14 protein-coding genes are annotated in these 18,170 nt (G+C 38.2%); 8 read left to right on the plus strand and 6 right to left on the minus strand.

Annotated elements, in window-relative coordinates; translation table 11 throughout:
* The 8 genes from clpX (at position 1) to H4J50_RS08155 (ending at position 11,534) form a co-directional block, all read left to right on the plus strand.
* The gene (clpX, locus tag H4J50_RS08120) at positions 1–1,278 is read left to right on the plus strand and encodes an ATP-dependent protease ATP-binding subunit ClpX (RefSeq protein ID WP_108455280.1); all 1,278 of its coding nucleotides are present in this window, start codon (positions 1–3) and stop codon (positions 1,276–1,278) included.
* 151 nt (positions 1,279–1,429) lie between these two features.
* A complete protein-coding gene (gene lon, locus H4J50_RS08125) occupies positions 1,430–3,778 on the plus strand; it encodes an endopeptidase La (RefSeq protein WP_108455281.1) in 2,349 nt (782 codons plus the stop codon).
* A gap of 287 nt (positions 3,779–4,065) precedes the next feature.
* A complete protein-coding gene (gene hupB, locus H4J50_RS08130) occupies positions 4,066–4,341 on the plus strand; it encodes a nucleoid-associated protein HU-beta (RefSeq protein ID WP_085302046.1) in 276 nt (91 codons plus the stop codon).
* 501 nt (positions 4,342–4,842) lie between these two features.
* Complete coding sequence (gene ccmI / locus H4J50_RS08135) at positions 4,843–6,102, plus strand: c-type cytochrome biogenesis protein CcmI (protein WP_182255596.1); 1,260 nt, start codon at positions 4,843–4,845, stop codon at positions 6,100–6,102.
* Between the two features lie 148 nt (positions 6,103–6,250).
* Positions 6,251–8,239 carry a heme lyase CcmF/NrfE family subunit gene (locus H4J50_RS08140; protein WP_108455283.1) on the plus strand — a complete coding sequence of 663 codons (1,989 nt, stop codon included), beginning with the start codon at positions 6,251–6,253 and terminating at the stop codon, positions 8,237–8,239.
* 4 nt (positions 8,240–8,243) lie between these two features.
* Entirely contained in the window at positions 8,244–8,795 is a 552-nt protein-coding gene (locus H4J50_RS08145) for a DsbE family thiol:disulfide interchange protein (RefSeq protein WP_182255597.1), read from the plus strand.
* A complete protein-coding gene (locus tag H4J50_RS08150) occupies positions 8,795–9,304 on the plus strand; it encodes a cytochrome c-type biogenesis protein (protein WP_259366202.1) in 510 nt (169 codons plus the stop codon). The genes H4J50_RS08145 and H4J50_RS08150 overlap by 1 nt, the downstream gene beginning before the upstream one ends.
* Before the next feature lie 322 nt (positions 9,305–9,626).
* A complete protein-coding gene (locus tag H4J50_RS08155; protein WP_108455285.1) occupies positions 9,627–11,534 on the plus strand; it encodes a SurA N-terminal domain-containing protein in 1,908 nt (635 codons plus the stop codon).
* A 171-nt stretch (positions 11,535–11,705) separates the two neighbouring features.
* On the opposite strand, the gene H4J50_RS08160 is transcribed toward H4J50_RS08155, so the two are convergent.
* Genes H4J50_RS08160 through pspF form a run of 6 tightly spaced genes read right to left on the minus strand, consistent with a single transcriptional unit; the run spans position 11,706 to position 18,122 of the window.
* Entirely contained in the window at positions 11,706–12,491 is a 786-nt protein-coding gene (locus H4J50_RS08160) for an ATP-binding cassette domain-containing protein (RefSeq protein WP_108455286.1), read from the minus strand.
* Positions 12,488–13,480, minus strand: coding sequence for an oligopeptide/dipeptide ABC transporter ATP-binding protein (locus tag H4J50_RS08165; RefSeq protein WP_108455287.1), 993 nt, complete (start codon positions 13,478–13,480; stop codon positions 12,488–12,490). Before H4J50_RS08165 ends, H4J50_RS08160 begins: the two co-directional genes overlap by 4 nt.
* Entirely contained in the window at positions 13,480–14,373 is an 894-nt protein-coding gene (locus H4J50_RS08170; protein WP_108455288.1) for an ABC transporter permease subunit, read from the minus strand. The genes H4J50_RS08165 and H4J50_RS08170 overlap by 1 nt, the downstream gene beginning before the upstream one ends.
* On the minus strand, positions 14,360–15,391 hold the full coding sequence (locus H4J50_RS08175) for an ABC transporter permease subunit (protein ID WP_182255599.1): 1,032 nt from the start codon (positions 15,389–15,391) through the stop codon (positions 14,360–14,362). Before H4J50_RS08175 ends, H4J50_RS08170 begins: the two co-directional genes overlap by 14 nt.
* Position 15,392: 1 nt before the next feature.
* Complete coding sequence (locus tag H4J50_RS08180; RefSeq protein ID WP_108455289.1) at positions 15,393–17,012, minus strand: ABC transporter substrate-binding protein; 1,620 nt, start codon at positions 17,010–17,012, stop codon at positions 15,393–15,395.
* Positions 17,013–17,021: 9 nt separating this feature from the next.
* Positions 17,022–18,122: a phage shock protein operon transcriptional activator gene (gene pspF / locus H4J50_RS08185; protein ID WP_108455290.1), complete on the minus strand. Its 1,101-nt coding sequence runs from the start codon at positions 18,120–18,122 to the stop codon at positions 17,022–17,024.
* Positions 18,123–18,170: the final 48 nt, after the last annotated feature.

The raw sequence follows: 18,170 nt of genomic DNA on the forward strand, positions 1-18,170 counted from the left end.
ATGACCGATATGAAAACAGGTGACGGTGATGACGGTAAGCTACTGTATTGCTCGTTTTGTGGTAAAAGCCAGCATGAAGTACGTAAGTTAATTGCAGGCCCTTCTGTGTTTGTTTGCGATGAATGTGTTGAGTTATGTAACGACATTATTCGTGAAGAAATTAAAGAAATTTCGCCCAAGCAAGATAAAGAAAGCTTACCAACGCCAAAAGAAATTCGTGAAAGCTTAGATGACTATGTTATCGGGCAAGAACATGCTAAAAAAGTGCTCGCTGTAGCGGTTTATAATCACTATAAACGTTTACGCAATGGCGACTCACATAATGGTGTAGAGCTTAGCAAAAGTAATATTTTGCTAATTGGTCCAACAGGTAGTGGTAAAACATTGTTAGCGCAGACATTAGCGCGCTTACTTGATGTACCATTTACTATGGCGGATGCTACAACATTAACTGAAGCAGGTTATGTGGGTGAAGATGTTGAAAACATCATCCAGAAGTTATTGCAAAAATGTGATTATGACGTTGAGAAAGCACAACGTGGTATTGTTTACATTGACGAAATTGATAAAATTTCGCGTAAATCAGACAATCCTTCTATTACTCGCGACGTTTCTGGTGAAGGTGTTCAACAAGCACTGTTAAAGCTTATTGAAGGCACAATTGCTTCTGTTCCTCCGCAAGGTGGTCGTAAGCATCCACAACAAGAGTTTTTACAGGTAGATACCTCTAAAATCCTGTTTATCTGTGGTGGCGCATTTGCTGGTTTAGATAAAGTGGTAGAGCAACGTTGTCATACCGGTACAGGTATTGGTTTTGGTGCTACTGTTCGTGGCAAAGACCAAGAGAAAACTTTAACGCAACGTTTTCAGGATGTAGAGCCAGAAGATTTAGTTAAATACGGTTTGATACCAGAATTTATTGGTCGTTTACCAGTAGTAGCAACGTTAACTGAACTTGATGAAAGTGCACTAATTCAAATCTTACAAGAGCCTAAAAATGCGTTAACTAAGCAATTTAAAGCGCTATTTGATATGGAAAACGTCGAGCTTGAATTCAGAGAAGATGCTTTATCAGCTATTGCCCATAAAGCGATGGTTCGTAAAACAGGTGCTCGTGGCTTAAGATCTATCGTTGAAGGGGTTTTACTTGAAACCATGTATGAAATACCTTCAATGGACAATGCCGTTAAAGTCGTCGTTGATGAAACGGTTATTAAAGGCGAATCTAAGCCAATTATTATTTTTGAAACGCAGCAAGATAAAGCGTCTTCAGAATAATAACTAAGCTAATTTAATTCTAAAAGTGACGTTAACCAATTTGGGTAACGTCACTTTTTTTTATTCATCAGTTGAAAGTATTTACAAACACCCCATATACAATTACATATCTTTAAAAATCACATCATATTATTCACCGAGAGAGTAACCAATGACTAAAGAGTTATCTGGCGTAGTTGAAATTCCCGTATTAGCCTTACGTGATGTCGTTGTCTATCCACAAATGGTTATCCCATTGTTTGTTGGTCGCGAAAAATCTATCCGTTGTCTTGATATTGCTAATGAAAATGATAAGCAAATTTTTCTTGTTGCACAAAAAGATGCAGCAGTTGACGACCCGAAACAAAGCGATTTATACCAAACGGGTACAATTGCTACCATCTTACAAATGCTTAAGTTACCTGACGGTACGGTTAAAGTACTGGTTGAAGGTGTTCGTCGTGCTCAAATAACTGAATATGTTGAAACCGACGAGTATTTCACTGCCAACGCAGAATTTCTTAATGTGGAAGGTGTTCCTGATGATAGTACTGAAGTATTAATACGCTCTGCTATTTCTCAGTTCGAAGGCTACGTTAAGTTAAATAAGAAAATACCACCTGAAGTATTAACGTCAGTATCAGGTATTGATGATGCCGAGCAATTAGCTGACACCATGGCAGCGCATATGCCGCTTAAATTGGTTGATAAACAAAAAGTTTTAGAAATTACTCATGTTTCAGAGCGCCTTGAATTTTTAATGGCGCTAATGGAAGGTGAGATTGACTTGCTGCAAGTTGAGAAAAAAATTCGCACGCGTGTTAAAAAACAAATGGAAAAAAGTCAGCGTGAGTACTATTTGAATGAGCAAATGAAAGCTATTCAAAAAGAACTTGGTGATGATGAAGAAGGTACCAACGAAGTTGAGCAAATAGAAAAACAGATTGAAGCTGCTCAAATGCCTAAAGAGGCTAAAGAAAAAACCTTAACTGAATTGAAAAAATTGAAAATGATGTCGCCAATGTCTGCTGAGGCAACTGTTGTGCGTAGTTATATCGATTGGATGATCAGTGTACCGTGGAAAAAACGCAGTAAATTAAAGCGTAATCTTAAGTTAGCACAAGAAGTGTTAGACAAAGACCATTACGGACTTGATAAAGTTAAAGAGCGTATATTAGAGTATTTGGCCGTTCAGCAACGTGTGAGTCAACTAAAAGGACCGATACTTTGTTTAGTAGGACCTCCTGGTGTCGGTAAAACATCATTAGGACAATCTATTGCAAAATCAACCGGCCGCAAATATGTGCGCATGGCGCTAGGTGGTGTTCGTGATGAAGCTGAAATACGTGGTCATAGAAGAACTTACATTGGTTCTTTACCTGGCAAGCTAATTCAAAAAATAGCGAAAGTAGGCGTTAAAAATCCACTATTTTTGTTAGATGAAATAGATAAAATGGCTTCTGATATGCGTGGTGATCCAGCTTCTGCACTTCTAGAGGTACTAGATCCTGAACAGAATAGTAGTTTTAATGACCATTATTTGGAAGTTGATTATGATCTTTCTGATGTAATGTTTGTTGCTACATCTAATAGCATGGATATTCCTGGACCATTACTTGATCGTATGGAAGTTATTCGTTTGTCGGGCTATACCGAAGATGAAAAACTCAATATTGCGAAAAATCATTTGTTAAATAAGCAAATCGAACGCAATGGTTTAAAGAGTACAGAAATTGAAATTGAAGACAGCGCTATTATTGGTATTATTCGATATTACACGCGTGAAGCAGGTGTGCGTGCGTTAGAGCGCGACATATCTAAGTTATGTCGAAAAGCGGTGAAATCGATACTGTTAGACAAAAAAGTTAAAAAAGTAACGATTAACCAAGATAACTTATCCGACTTTTTAGGCGTTCAACGCTTTGATTATGGTAAAGCTGACGATGAAAACCGTGTAGGTCTAGTCACGGGTCTTGCTTGGACACAAGTTGGTGGTGAGTTACTTACGATTGAAACTGCTTCTGTACCTGGTAAAGGCAAGTTAAGTTATACCGGCTCGCTAGGTGATGTTATGCAAGAGTCAATACAAGCTGCGATGACAGTGGTACGCAGTCGCACAGAAAAATTACGTATTAATGAAGATTTTCATGAAAAACGCGATATTCATGTGCATGTGCCAGAAGGAGCAACGCCGAAAGATGGTCCAAGTGCCGGTATTGGCATGTGTACCGCTTTAGTATCAAGCTTAACAGGTAATCCGGTGAGAGCTGATGTTGCTATGACAGGCGAAATTACATTGCGTGGTGAAGTATTAGCTATCGGCGGTTTAAAAGAAAAATTACTTGCAGCACATCGCGGTGGTATAAAAACGGTTATTATTCCGAAAGATAATGAGCGAGATTTGAAAGAAATACCTGACAATGTTAAAGCAGATTTAGCCATTTATCCGGTAAAATGGATAGACGAAGTGTTGAAAATTGCTTTAGAACATCCGGTTGAAAAGTGGCAATCAGATAAATAAATGGCTAAAAAACAGCTGTTTTTGTTAAAAAACTTAAAAAAATAGCGAAAATTTCGAAAAAAATGCAATTAACGCTTTTCAAACGCTGAAACTATGGTAAGTTAATGACGCTGATAACGCTAGAGCCCCTACGTATAAGGGGCATAGTAGAGATAAAAATAATTATCAATATTTTTAGTTTTCTTTAACTCGGCGCTTGATGTTCAAAAAGAAGCAAAATATAAGGCTTCTGCAGGACGCTAAACAGAAGATAGCGCTGAATAATAACACTTGAAGGGGAATACACTGTGAATAAATCTCAACTAATCGAGAAAATTGCTGCTGGCGCTGACATTTCTAAAGCTGCGGCTGGTCGTGCATTAGATTCATTTATCGAAGCAGTTACAGAAGAATTAAAGGGTGGCGATCAAGTTGCTCTTGTAGGTTTTGGTACTTTTTCAGTACGTGACCGTGCAGCACGCACAGGCCGTAACCCACAAACTGGTGCGACTATTGAAATCGCAGCAGCTAAAATTCCATCTTTTAAAGCTGGTAAAGCACTTAAAGATGCATGTAATGGCTAATCTTTAGCTTTGCTATAGATTACTTATTAAGCCGCTTTTTAAGCGGCTTAATTGTATCTGAGATATCAAAAATATTAACTCACCGGTACAGATTAATAAAAGTACCCACTTCTCGCTATTCCTGTCACGCGACACCTCTCATACTATACCCAAAGAGCGCTGCTTAAATTTTAAAAAACTAAGTTTAATAAATTTTATGCAAGGCAGTACATTTTCATTACATCTTCACATTTTTTTTTATGATATTTTATTTTTATTAGATTCATTATTACTTTCTAATCATTATCAAGAAAAACGCTTATCCCATGAAGAATCTAACTTTCCAATACGCTTAATGCGCTGATTTTTCGGACGGAATTGCTAGGAAAAATAGATGATAATTGTTACTCTACGACGCGATTAAAAAGTATGTATAAATTGATTGGCGTTAATTAAAGTTTCTACAAGGCTAATATCAAACGAATTAAGTGATTGCTTCAACATAGGTATAAATTAAATAATATGATTACATTCTGGCTGGCAATTTTATCATTGATAGTGATTGCATTACTTATTGTCTGGCGTATTTTTTCTTCATCTAAAGATACTGTCGGTGCTGAAAATATCAATATTCGTCAAGAAACCAACGTCACGCTTTATCATGAACACCTAGCCCAACTTGAGGCTGATTTAGCTGAAGGCAGTATTGAGCAAGATAGCTACCTGCAGTTGAAAGCAGAGTTAGATAAAACATTGTTGCAAGATGCCAATTCAACTCGCACGCTTAATGAAGAACAAAATACAAGATCTTGGTTGTGGCCACTTGTCATTGCATTAAGTGTGGTGAGCTTTAGCTTTTTTAGTTACATGAAGCTTGGTTCTTATCAATTATTAAACACACCTGTAGCAATCGAAAGTACTGATCATAGTCAATTAACACCAGAGCAGATGTTAGCTTTTCGACTACAGCAACTTGAGCAAGTAGTCGCTGATGAGCCTGAAAATGCAGAGGCTTGGTTTAGCTTAGGTCAAGCTTATATCTCTGTTGGTAAATTTGATAATGCGATAGCGGCGTTTGATAAAGTTATGGAACAAGTTGGCGAACACGCTGAAATATTGGGGCCAAAAGCCCAAGCTATGTATTATAAAAATGATCAGCAAATAGATGCTGGTGTTCAGCGTGTGATTGATCAAGCATTAGCGTTAGACTCGCTAGATCCGGCAACCAATATTTTGCTTGGCATGGATAGTTTTAGTCATCAAGATTTTGCTAAGGCGGTTCAGTATTGGGAAGTGGTATTAAACAGTGAGCGACCTGGCATAAGCACCGATGCGCTAGCTGATGCGGTTGAAGAAGCTAAAAACCAATTACGCCTGAGTAATGAGTCAGCTCCTTTGGTTAATGATAACAAAACATCTGACATGAGTTTGCCTCACCTCACCGTTGAAGTTTCTTTAGCGTCTAGTCTGCAAGAGCAATTAATCAGTGGTGATGATAAAACCGTATTTATATACGCTATAGCTGCCGATGGTCCTCGTATGCCATTAGCTGCAGTTAAAATAAAAACCAGTGATTTACCTGTCACTATCGTATTAGATGATTCACAAGCCATGACACCGCAAATGCGCCTCAGTAGTGTCAATAAAGTTCATATTTACGCAGTAGTGTCTATGCAAGGTAGTGTGGGTATTAAGTCAGGTGATTTTAAAGCAGAAATGTTGAATGTAGACACCATGACAAAAACTCCAATAACGATGGAAATTTCAATACAAGTTCCTTAAAGAGCTTTTAAAGTGCTGAGGTGAGGTTATTAACGTGACTTTACCGTATTTTTACTTAATTATGAGCTGATTTGGCGCTAGTCTTGACTAGCTATAATCAGCTAAACTAATTGCCATAATGTTTTAACATTGATTTACAGGAATTATCATGATCCCAGAGCTCGGCCATTTCGCACTCATTATCGGGTTAGCTTTCGCATTATGTTTAAGCATAGTGCCACTTATCGGTGTAGCGAGAAATAATCAGCAACTTATCAATAGTGCTAAGCCACTAAGTTTTGGCTTATTCTTATTTGTTGGTATTAGTATTTTTCTATTAGCTTACAGTTTTACTGTTGATGACTTTTCGGTCAAATATATTGCTAACCATTCAAATAGTTTATTACCTTATTACTTCAAAATAAGTGCGGTTTGGGGCGGGCATGAAGGCTCAATGCTGTTATGGATTTTTTCTCTAACTTTATGGACATTTGCGGTTAGTATTTATAGTAAGCAACTCGAAAAAGAGTTTGTTGCACGTGTTTTAGCGATAATGGGCATGATAGCGGTTGGCTTTATCTTTTTTACCTTACTCACTTCTAACCCTTTTGAGCGATTATTACCAAACTTCCCGCTAGAAGGCCAAGATCTAAACCCTCTGTTACAAGATATAGGCTTAATCATTCACCCGCCAATGCTATACATGGGTTATGTTGGTTTTTCAGTCGCGTTTGCTTTTGCTATCGCAGCCTTAATGGCAGGTAAAATGGATGCAGCGTGGGCACGTTGGTCTCGTCCATGGACCGTTGCTGCTTGGTCATTTTTATCTGTAGGCATCGCACTAGGTAGTTGGTGGGCATATTATGAACTCGGTTGGGGTGGTTGGTGGTTTTGGGATCCTGTTGAAAATGTTTCATTTATGCCATGGCTTGCCGGTACTGCGCTGATTCATGCTTTAGCGGTTACTGAACAACGAAATACATTTAAGCATTGGACATTACTGTTAGCTATTTTGACCTTTTCTTTAAATTTATTAGGGGCATTTTTAGTACGTTCAGGGGTTATTACCTCAGTGCATTCATTTGCCGTTGACCCAGGACGTGGCCTTTACTTACTTATTTTATTAGCAATCGCAGTAGGTGGTTCGTTGACACTTTATGCCTTTAGAGCTGCAAAAGTGAGTAGTCCTAGTCGTTTCACCTTTTATTCTCGTGAAAATACGATATTAGTGGCAATATCAATATTGATCACAGCAACGGTAACTATTTTACTTGGCACGTTATACCCCATGATTATTGATGCTATGGGATTAGGTAAAATATCAGTTGGTGCACCATATTTTAATGCGGTTTTTGTTCCTATGATGATTGCGCTTTTCTGCTTTATGGGGATTGGTCCACTTATTAGATGGAAAAAGGCACGTAAAGGCGAGCTATCTAAGCATTTAAATGTTATCTCAATTGTGAGTGTTATTTTTGGTGCAGCTTGGCCATTTATTTTCGCGGGTGAGTTTAGCATTAGCGCATTTATTGGAATGACCCTGGGGTGCTGGATTGTGTTAGCGGTGCTTAAAGATGTTTTCAATAACGCAAAACAAGTTGATGGTAGTTTTAAATTTTCAGCCGTGCCACTTAATCATATAGGTATGGCGGTTGCACATGCCGGTATTGCAGTTACTGTGATAGGTGTGACTATGGTTTCAACCTATGAACAAGAAATTAACGTTAAAATGGCTGCTGGAGAAAGTACAACTTTATCAGGCTATACCATAGAGTTTGGCGGCACTAAAAATATATTAGGGCCAAACTACAGTGCAGTCCAAGGCCAAGTTAAGGTGTCTATTGATAATAAGTTTGTCACATTATTGCAACCAGAACAGCGTACATACAAGGTGCAACGTTCAGGTATGACAGAGGCCGCCATTCATACAACGTTATGGCGTGATATATATGTAGCATTAGGCGAGCCACTTGATAAAAACACTTGGTCAATGCGTTTATATTATAAACCCTTTATTGTATGGATTTGGCTAGGCGCATTCTTAATGGCGATAGGGGGCTTTTTAGCAATATTAAGTAAACGTTATCGTAAACGAGTATTAGCACCAAAACAGAAAGACCCTGAACAATCGAACCCTGCAGTTTTAAAAGAGGCGTAAATTAGTGAAAAGTATTATTCGTTTTATACCATTAATTTTATTTGTTTTATTGGGTGTGTTGCTTTATCGAGGATTATTTCTTAATCCTCAAGCGATGCCGTCAGCAATGATAGGTAAACCATTACCTAATTTTGAATTACCTATGTTGAAGGCAACGGAACAAAAAGTTGGACGAGAAGATTTAAAAGGTAATATTGTCCTTCTTAATGTTTGGGCCACTTGGTGTATTCAATGTAAATATGAACATCCATACTTACTTGAGATAGCAAAAGACCCACGAATAAAGCTTTACGGGCTTAATTTTACCGATGACCATAGTGCAGCTTTGCGTTGGTTAAAACAGTATAAAGACCCTTATGTATTCACTATTTTTGATGAACAAGGAGCTTTGGGATTAGACATTGGCGTATTTGGTGCACCTGAAACTTTTGTGATTGATCACACTGGCGTTATTCGTAAACGTTTTGCTGGACCTATTAATACTGAAGTATGGAAAAAAGAATTTTTACCGCTAATTGAAACATTAGAAACGGAAATGGCCCAAGGTGCTTCTTAATGCATAACGTCCTAATTAAAAAAGCTTTATTGGTTAAGCAAATGCTAGGCTACGTATTTGCCTGCTTACTGTTAAGTACTATTGGTCTAACGAGTGTAAATGCAAACCCAGTAGATACCTTTGAATTTAATGACGAAGTAACTAAAGTCCGATTTCAAGTGCTCTCTAAAGAGTTACGTTGTCCAAAATGTCAAAATCAAAACTTAGCCGATTCTAACTCAAAAATTGCCGTTGATTTAAGAAAAAACCTTTATAACTTGTTACAAGAAGGTAAAACCGATCAGGAAATTATTGATTTTATGGTTTATCGCTACGGTGACTTTGTTCTCTACAGACCACCGTTGAAAGAGCAAACCTATATTTTATGGTTTGGTCCAATTGTCATCCTTTTAGGGTTTATTCTCGGTGTGGTATTTGTGCTAAGAAAGCGCAGTAAGTTGAAAACCAATGAGCTTAACTTGTCGGTGCAAGAACAAGCTAATTTGGACGATATTCTTAACAAGAAATAAACCAATAAAGTGCGTCGTGATTATCCGAAGGTGAACACAATGAAATAGCGACGTTGAACACATAATTGATGCTTATTTGAGCGTTATTTGTGCGTTAGAGTAAAAGAGTTTCATTTTGATAATTATTGGGCTAACATGCCCGTTCATATCGCGATTTTAAAGCATATAAGTTAATTAAATAATTTGTTTGATTTGCTATAGAAGTTAAATTTTACTTTTATACACTCATCAGTTTTTATTTACTTTATGTATAATAGCGGTAATTTAATACCGCAGATAAAGTCGCCCGGAAAGTAAAATACCCGCGTGTAAAGAGATAAAGATGTTAGAAAATATTCGAGAAAGCTCTCAAGGATTAACCGCTAAGATTATTCTTGGTTTTATTATTTTAACCTTCGCTGTTGCCGGCATTGGTAGCTACAGTAATTCAGTTGATTCGTCAGTTGCTGACGTCAATGGTGAAAAAATTACACAAGATGAGTTTAATAAAGCTTATCAAGAACAACGTAATCGTATGGCACAGCAGTTTGGTGAAATGTTTGAAACGTTATCATCTGATCCTGGTTACATGAGTAACTTTCGCAAGGGCGTTGTTGATAACTTAATTAACCAAAAACTTATTGACCAAAACTCAGAAATGCTTGCCATTCGAGTTGCTGACCAACGAATTAAAAGTACTATTCGCAATATGCCAGAATTTCAAGTGGACGGTGTTTTTGATAACAACCGTTACTTAGCGATGATTAACCAAGCTGGTTTTTACCAATCGTCTGATTTTCGCGATTACTTACGTACTGAAATGACACGTCGTCAATTAACTCAGGCATTGGTTGCAAGCGAATTTAGCTTACCTTACCAAGAAAGTATGTTTTCAGCTTTACAGAATCAAGAACGTGATATTCGTTTTGCTACCATTAATGCGGAGCAATTTAAAGCTACTATCGAACTAAGCGATGAAGAGGTAAATGATTATTACCTTGAAAACCAGTCACGTTTCGAGAATCAAGAACAAGTAAAAGTAAATTATATTACGCTTGATGTTAATACCATTGCCAGCAAGGTAGTGTTAACAGACGCAGATGTTAAAGCTTATTATCAAAGTAATATCAGCCAATATCGCGATGAAGAAAAACGTCGTGTTGCTCATATTCTAATTGAATTTGGTGATGATGAAGCTAAAGCTAAAGCCGATACAGAAGCGTTACTTGCAAAAATAAATGCCGGTGAAGACTTTGCTACTTTAGCGAAAGAAAATTCAGCTGATACTTTCAGTGGTGAAAATGGCGGCGACTTAGATTGGATTGACGCTGGTGTAATGGATGCTGCTTTTGATGAAGCCGCTTTTGCATTAACAGGTGTTGGTAGTGTAAGTGAAGTGGTTAAAACCGATTTTGGTTTCCACATCATTAAACTTACTGACTACAAAGCTGAAAACGTTCAAACGTTATCTGAAGTGCGTGAAGACATAGTCAAAAAAGCTAAAAGCGAAAAAGCGCAAGATAAATTCTTTGAGCTTCAACAAGAAGTTGCGCGTTTAAGTTTCGAGTTCCCAGATAGCTTAGACGATGCTGCTGGTGCAATTAATGCGACAGTTAAAACCTCTGGTTGGTTAACACGCGGTGCCAATGTAGCACCTTTTAATGAAAGTGCTGCTGTAGATGCTGCCTTTTCAGATATTGTAGTTAATGAGCAGTTAAACTCAGATGTTATTGAAGTAAGTGATACTTTAGCAATCGTTATGCGTTTGAATGAATATCAAGATGCGAGTATTAAACCGCTTGCTGATGTAAGTGCGCAAATTAAAAGTATTTTGGTTGCTAAAAAAGCATCTGAAAAAGCACAAACAGTTGCTGATGAGTTACTCGCTGCATTTAAGTCAGGTACTGATATTACCGAGCAATTAAGTGCTATTGGCGCAACTATGGAAACTAAAACAGCTGTTACACGTGTTGGAAGTGGCTTAGATGCTAGTTTAGCCCGTGAAGCGTTTAAATTACCTAAGCCTAATGATGGTGCGGTATCAGCAACAACAGTTAATTTAAGTAACGGTAATCTGGCGCTACTTGAAGTGCAATCTGTCAAGGTAGGCGAAGCGAAAGACTCTCCAAACTTGTCACAGCAGCTAACTCAGCAATTAGCACAAGCGTCTTATTTAAGTTATGTTGAATCACTTAAAGTCGGTGCAGAGATTGTACGTAAAGAAGTACAGGCGCCAACTACGCAATACTAGTTGTAAAGCTTTTATAAAAAAACCAGCCGATTGGCTGGTTTTTTGTTTTTAATTTCTGGTTATCAATTTTACAGCTTTATATTATAAGCCGCAGTGTAACTAACTAGGTAAGTTACTCGGTCTGAATACCCTTCAAGTGATCAAGCGTTCAAGCTCCTTGGCTAAGACAAGTTAATGGTTCAATAATTGAAAGCGTTGGCTCATGATCAGTTTTTTAGTGTATTTGTGCTTTGGCTTTTTCAAAATATCCATTGTTTTTCCAGTCTCTAATACTTTCCCTTCACACATCACCATCATTTCATCACTGAAGTGCCTAACAATACCTAAGTTGTGCGAAATTAATATAAATGCCAATCCCATCTGCTGCTGTAAATCGAGCAATAAATTAATCATTTGAGAACGTAAAGATGGATCGAGAGACGCTAATGCTTCATCAAGAATAATAACTTGTGGTTGTAATATAATTGCTCGGGCCAATGAAATACGCTGTTTTTGACCACCAGAAAACATATGTGGATAAAAACTCATATGATCTGCCAATAAACCCACCTTTTGCAATGTCTCTCTTATCAATTGATGACGTTCACTTTCATCTAGATTGGTATTAAGACGCAAAGGCTCATCAAGTAATTGCTCAATGGTTAAACTTGGGTTTAACGTTGTTCCTGAGTCTTGAAATATCATTCTAATGTGCTGACAACGTTGCTTAAAGTTGCCAGGAGCTAAGGTTTGACCATTCAAGCGAATATCGCCTGTTGTCGGTAACTCTGCACCTACAAGTAATTTGGCAATGGTTGATTTTCCTGAGCCAGTTTCTCCGACGATAGCTAAGGTTTTATGTGGCATAATATCAAAGGAAATAGGCTCTAACGCCGTGACACATTTTTTGTTAAACCAATAATTTTTGTCTTTATAGGTTTTACTTAAATTACTGACTTGTAATAATACCGTACTCACGAGTAGCTATCCTTAAGTGGGAAATGGCAACTCACTTGATGACTATGAAAGTTTTTAATTTTTGGTGCATCCACACACTTTTGTTGCGCACGAGGGCATCTTGGACCCAAGCGGCACCCAATAGGTAAATGTTGTAATATAGGAATACTGCCAGGCAATGTCATTAAACGAGATTTACTAGGGATCATCCTATTCGCTCTCGGGCTACTATCAACTAAAGCACGTGTATAAGGATGATAGGGTTGGTTAAATATCTGCTCTGTTGTTCCTGCTTCAACAAATTGTCCGCTGTACATTACGGTAATCGTATTTGTCCAATGTGTTACGTTTTCTAAATCATGACTTATCAATAATATTGACATATTTTTAAGTTGATTTAAGCTCGCCAATAGACGAAATATTTGGCCTTGGTTTGTACTTTCCATCGCTGCGGTTGGTTCATCAGCAATCAATAGCATTGGACGTCTAGCAAGTGCCATTGCAATCATAACGCGTTGACATAAAGCGTCGGTGAGTTGATGTGGATAGCTTTTTACACATACTTCATGTTGCTTGATACCAACTTTATGCAATAAGTTAATTGCGGCTTGTTTTCTTTGTTGACGTTTCTGCCAAAAAAAACCAGTAAGTTGCTCGAAGTCTACCGCTTCTTCTAATTGCTCGCCAATAGTTGTAGTGGGGTCTAAACACGCCATAGGCTCTTGAAATATCATTGCAACGTCTTTAGATATAACTGCTTTACGCTCTGCGGGTGAAAGACGCATGAGGTCATTACCACGCCAATGAAAGCGATCGGCGTCTACGCGCCACTTTTCATCAAGCACGCCTACAATTGCTTGCGCAAGTAATGACTTCCCTGAACCAGACTCACCAACCAAGCCGCGTACTTCACCTTCTTTCATGGTGAGGTTGACACGATCAACAGCATATATGGGTTTTGATGCTGTTTTTAGCTCAATAGATAGATTACGTATATCAATTAGATTCATTAGTTTTCCTTGCGCACTTTTAATGCATGGCGCATGCCTTCACCCACTAAGTTCGTCGCTACAACCGAAAATAAAATAGCTAAACCAGGAAGGTATACTGTCCATGGCGCAATATAGAATAAATCAATACCGTTAGCTAGCATTGCACCCCATTCAGGCATTGGTATAGGCGCGCCTAAACCCAAAAAGCCAAGTGCGGCTATATCTAAAATAGCGGCTGATTGTGCAAGTGTTGCTTGGCTAATAAGTTTTTCGATTATATTAGGGAAAATAGAATAACGTAAAAGCCGAAGTGAACTCGCACCATCAAGGCGTGATGCCAATACATAATCTTTCGCAAACTCTTCGCGTACAGCGTTTCGAGTTATGTGTACAAACTGCGGTATTAATACCATGATAATGGCCCATAAGGTGTTTTCTAAACCTGGGCCGAGTATTGCGACAATGATAATCGCTAACAATAATGAAGGTATTGACAAGATCACATCAAGAAAGTGGTTCAAAAAGCTAGATTTAATACCAGAAGTTAACGCTGATAGTGAGCCAATGACAACGCCAATCGCTAACGATGCAACAACAACAATAATGCTTAAGCCAAAAGTGAGTGATGTACCATGAATCAAGCGCGATAACATGTCGCGGCCAAGGTTGTCTGTGCCAAGTAAAAAACTTACATTACCATCGTCACTCCATGCGGGTGGCAAAAGCAAGTGATCTAAATGGTTCTCCACTGAAGAATAAGGGGTAATAACATTAGCCAGTACTGCAAGTGCAATAAGAAACAAGAAACAGCCAAAGCCAATAAGCACGACAGGCGGCTCTTTAAAGTTATGCCATAGTTGCATTAATGGTGTTGGAAACTCTTCTTCCTGATATATTTTATCTCGTGGCATTACGTGGCTCCCTAGCTAATGGGTTAAGCGCAGCGTAAACAAAATCTATAATAATGTGCACGATAAAAATAAAGGTAGAAAGCACAATTAACCCCCCTTGAATTGCCGTGTAATCGCGTTGATAAATACTTTCGATTAACCAACGCCCAATGCCCGGCCAACTAAAAATTACCTCGGTAACCATTGCAATAGTTATAAGGTTGGCAAACTGCAAGCCCACGTCTCTAATAACTTTAATAAAGGCATTACGCATAGCATGACGATATATAATCTGAGCAAAGGTTAAGCCTTTTGCGTTAGCCGCTTTAATGTAATGCGTGTCTAAAACTTCTAGCATTGCGGTGCGAGCCAGACGCATAAAAATAGTGGCTGGGGCTAATGCCACCACAATAACGGGTAATATAAGGTGTCGAGTTGCATCTTGAAATGCTTGCCATTTATAAGGACTGTCGCTGAGCAAAATATCAATAAGCTGTAAGCCGGTAACAGGTTCAATTTCAAATAATAGGCTGATTTGACCTGCTGATGGAAACCAACCCAACTGAATTGAGAATACAAGTATCGCAAGTATGCCTAACCAGAAAACCGGAATTGAATAGCCAAGCATCGCAACGGTAAGTATTAAGTTGTCAGGTAATTTACGATGATATATAGCAGCAAAAAAACCAATGGGAATCCCGAAAAACATTGCAACGAGCAATGCTACAGAGGTCAATTCAATTGTTGCGGGTAACCGATTAAGTATTTCGGTTGAAATAGGTAAATGGCTTGTCATAGAGTAGCCCATTTCACCATTAAACAAATGACTAAGATAACTGAAATACTGACTTATTAGCCCTGATTGTTGTTTATATTCATCAGCTAAAATTGCCAATTGCTCTGGTGAAGCATTTAACTGTCCGGTTAAATTGATAAGTTGCTCACCAGGGAATAAAAAACTTAAACTGAAAGACAATATTGTTAATAACAAGATTGTAAAAATAAATAAGTTAAGACGGCGAAGGGTAAATATAAGCATATTAGTTTTTTGTTACCCCATTAAAATCAATGCCACCAATGGCGCGTAACAATTTTCCGTGTATATTATTTGCTCGTGCTTGAAAGCGCTTTGAATGCGCAATTGGAATTAACGGTACTTCTTCATTAATTAACGCTAAGGCTTTTGAATAGAATACTTTACGCTTATTAATATTGTTTGTTTGTAAAGCTCGTTGAATAAGTTTGTCGAATTTTTCATTACACCAGAAAGTTCTATTACTCCCCGTTAATGCCGAAGAGCAACTGAGTAAGGGCGAAAAAAAGTTATCGGGATCTGGATGATCAGCCGACCAACCTAAAAGTACGCTTTGATGTTCGCCATCTGAAATTTTACGCAAAAAAGTTGACCATTCGTAGCCTGACACTATATCAACTTTGATACCTATTCTGAGTAAGTCATCCTGAATAAGCTTCGCCATAGTCACAGCATCTGGGTTGTAGGAACGTTGCACAGGCATAGCCCATAAATCCATCGCAAATCCTTCGCTATAGCCCGCCTGTGTGAGTAATTCTTGTGCTTTTTGAATTGAATACTCTTGGCTCGGTATGCTGGCATCGTAAGCCCAAGAAGAGTTTGGAATAATACCATTAGCTATTTCGGCTTGCCCAGTATAAACAGCATCAAGAATAGCTTGTTTATTTATCGCATAAGACAATGCTTTACGCACTAATGGATTATTGAACGGGGGTTTGCTGGTATTGAAGCCTAAATAACCCACATTAAAAGCGGTTACTGATTCTAGTATTAAGTTAGGGTGTTGTTTAATTTTTTCGTGTGCAATCGGGTAAGCAATAACATCACACTCGCCTGCCAATAACTTGGTTAGTCGACCGGTATCTCGTGGTGTTATATCGAAAACAAGTTGTTTAAGTTCAGACTTTCCTCGCCAATAATTTTCATGAGGTTCATAGCGAATAAATGAGCCAGAGCTGTACCATTTAAACTTAAATGGTCCTGTGCCAATCGGTAACATATCAATTTCTTGCATCGTATTGAGTTGCAAGAGTTGCTCAGCATATTCTTTTGATAAAATAACGGCTGAATCTCCACCAATGTTAGCGAGAAATGAACTATCTGAATGCGATAGTTGAAAACGAACCGTATGGTCATTAATCTTTTCTATATTATCAATAAGGTTAGCTAATTGTGCATTCTCAAAAAATGGATATTTGCCACCAGAAATTTCATGGTATTCATGGTTTACATCCAACATACGATTGAAGCTAAAAATGACATCGTCGGCATTCAGAGGCCGTGTTGGCGTAAAGTATCTAGTTTGATGGAATTGAACATCTTTGCGAAGGTAAAAGGTTACCATTTTGCCATCGCGTGTTACATGCCATGACTTAGCAATAGCGGGAATAATTGCATTGTCTGAGGGATCAAACTCCATCAGACGATTATATAATTGATTGGAGGTTGCATCTATTGTCGTACCAGAAGAAACGGTTTGAGGATTGAAGCTCTCCGGCGGCCCCTCACTACAGTAGATAATACTCTTCTTACTGAGAGAAAGTGTTTCATTTGAATCACATCCAGATAGCACAAGTATCATAAACAGCGCTAAAAGGTTGTAAGATGTTGTTGTAGAGTAAGCCATAGCGAATCTTTATTCTTCGTCTGAACTACTTGAGTCGAGTAGATTATATTTTTTTAAGTAGCCTCTTAATTGATGATAGGTTAATTCTAAGGCATCAGCAGTTTTCTTTTGATTATATTGGCAATTAGCCAATGCAGATTTAATTAAATCAACTTCATAATTTTGTGATAAATCTTTTAATGATAGAGGGAATTGCAAAGAGGCAGTAATTGGCAGCGTTTTTACCTCAGACTTAACTTGAGGTTCAACCTCCGTTGCTGTTTCCGTTGTATCTAGTTTAGGTGTGGCTTTTATTCTATCATGGGTTTTAATGCGTTTAGACGGTCTATAAGGCGATTCAAAGGGGTCTATGACTAACTCATGTACGGGTAAATGAGGATTGTTGCAACGATATACGCTGCGTTCAACAACATTTTTTAATTCGCGAATATTACCAGGCCAATGATATTCAAGTAAGGCACGCTTTGCTTTTTCAGTAAAACCGCTAAAAAGTTCAAACTCAAGTTCACGCGCCATATTAATAGCGAAATGCTCAGCTAGTACCATAATATCATCTAAACGTTCACGTAAAGGCGGCAGGGTAATAACATCAAAGGCTAGCCTGTCTAGAAGATCTGCACGAAACTCACCAGCAGCGGCCATTGAAGGTAAATCTTCATTGGTTGCAGCTACTAAGCGCGCATTAGTTTTAATCGTTCTAGAGCCACCGACACGTTCAAATTCACCGTACTCTACAACACGGAGTAATTTTTCTTGAATTAATCCTGTAGTATTCGCTATTTCATCTAAAAATAAAGTGCCATTATCCGCTCGTTCAAAACGACCTTCATGTCGTTTACTTGCGCCAGTAAAGGCGCCGCTGTCGTAACCGAATAATTCCGTTTCTAATAAATTTTCATTTAGAGCAGCACAGTTGAGTTTCAGATAATTTTGATCCCAACGTTTTGATAAGTAGTGTAAACGGGCAGCAACAAGTTCTTTACCTGTGCCACGTTCGCCAATAATCAGCACGGGTTTACTTAAAGGGGCTATTTGTGAAATCTGCTCAAGCACTTCCAAAAAGTTGTTAGATTGACCAATGAGATTATCTTGTTGTTTGAAACGTGTCATTTACTGACCTAATAATTGGTTTTTTTCACTAACAAATAGTGTATTTTA

This window comes from Colwellia sp. 6M3 (genome assembly GCF_014077595.1).
Lineage (GTDB): Bacteria > Pseudomonadota > Gammaproteobacteria > Enterobacterales > Alteromonadaceae > Cognaticolwellia.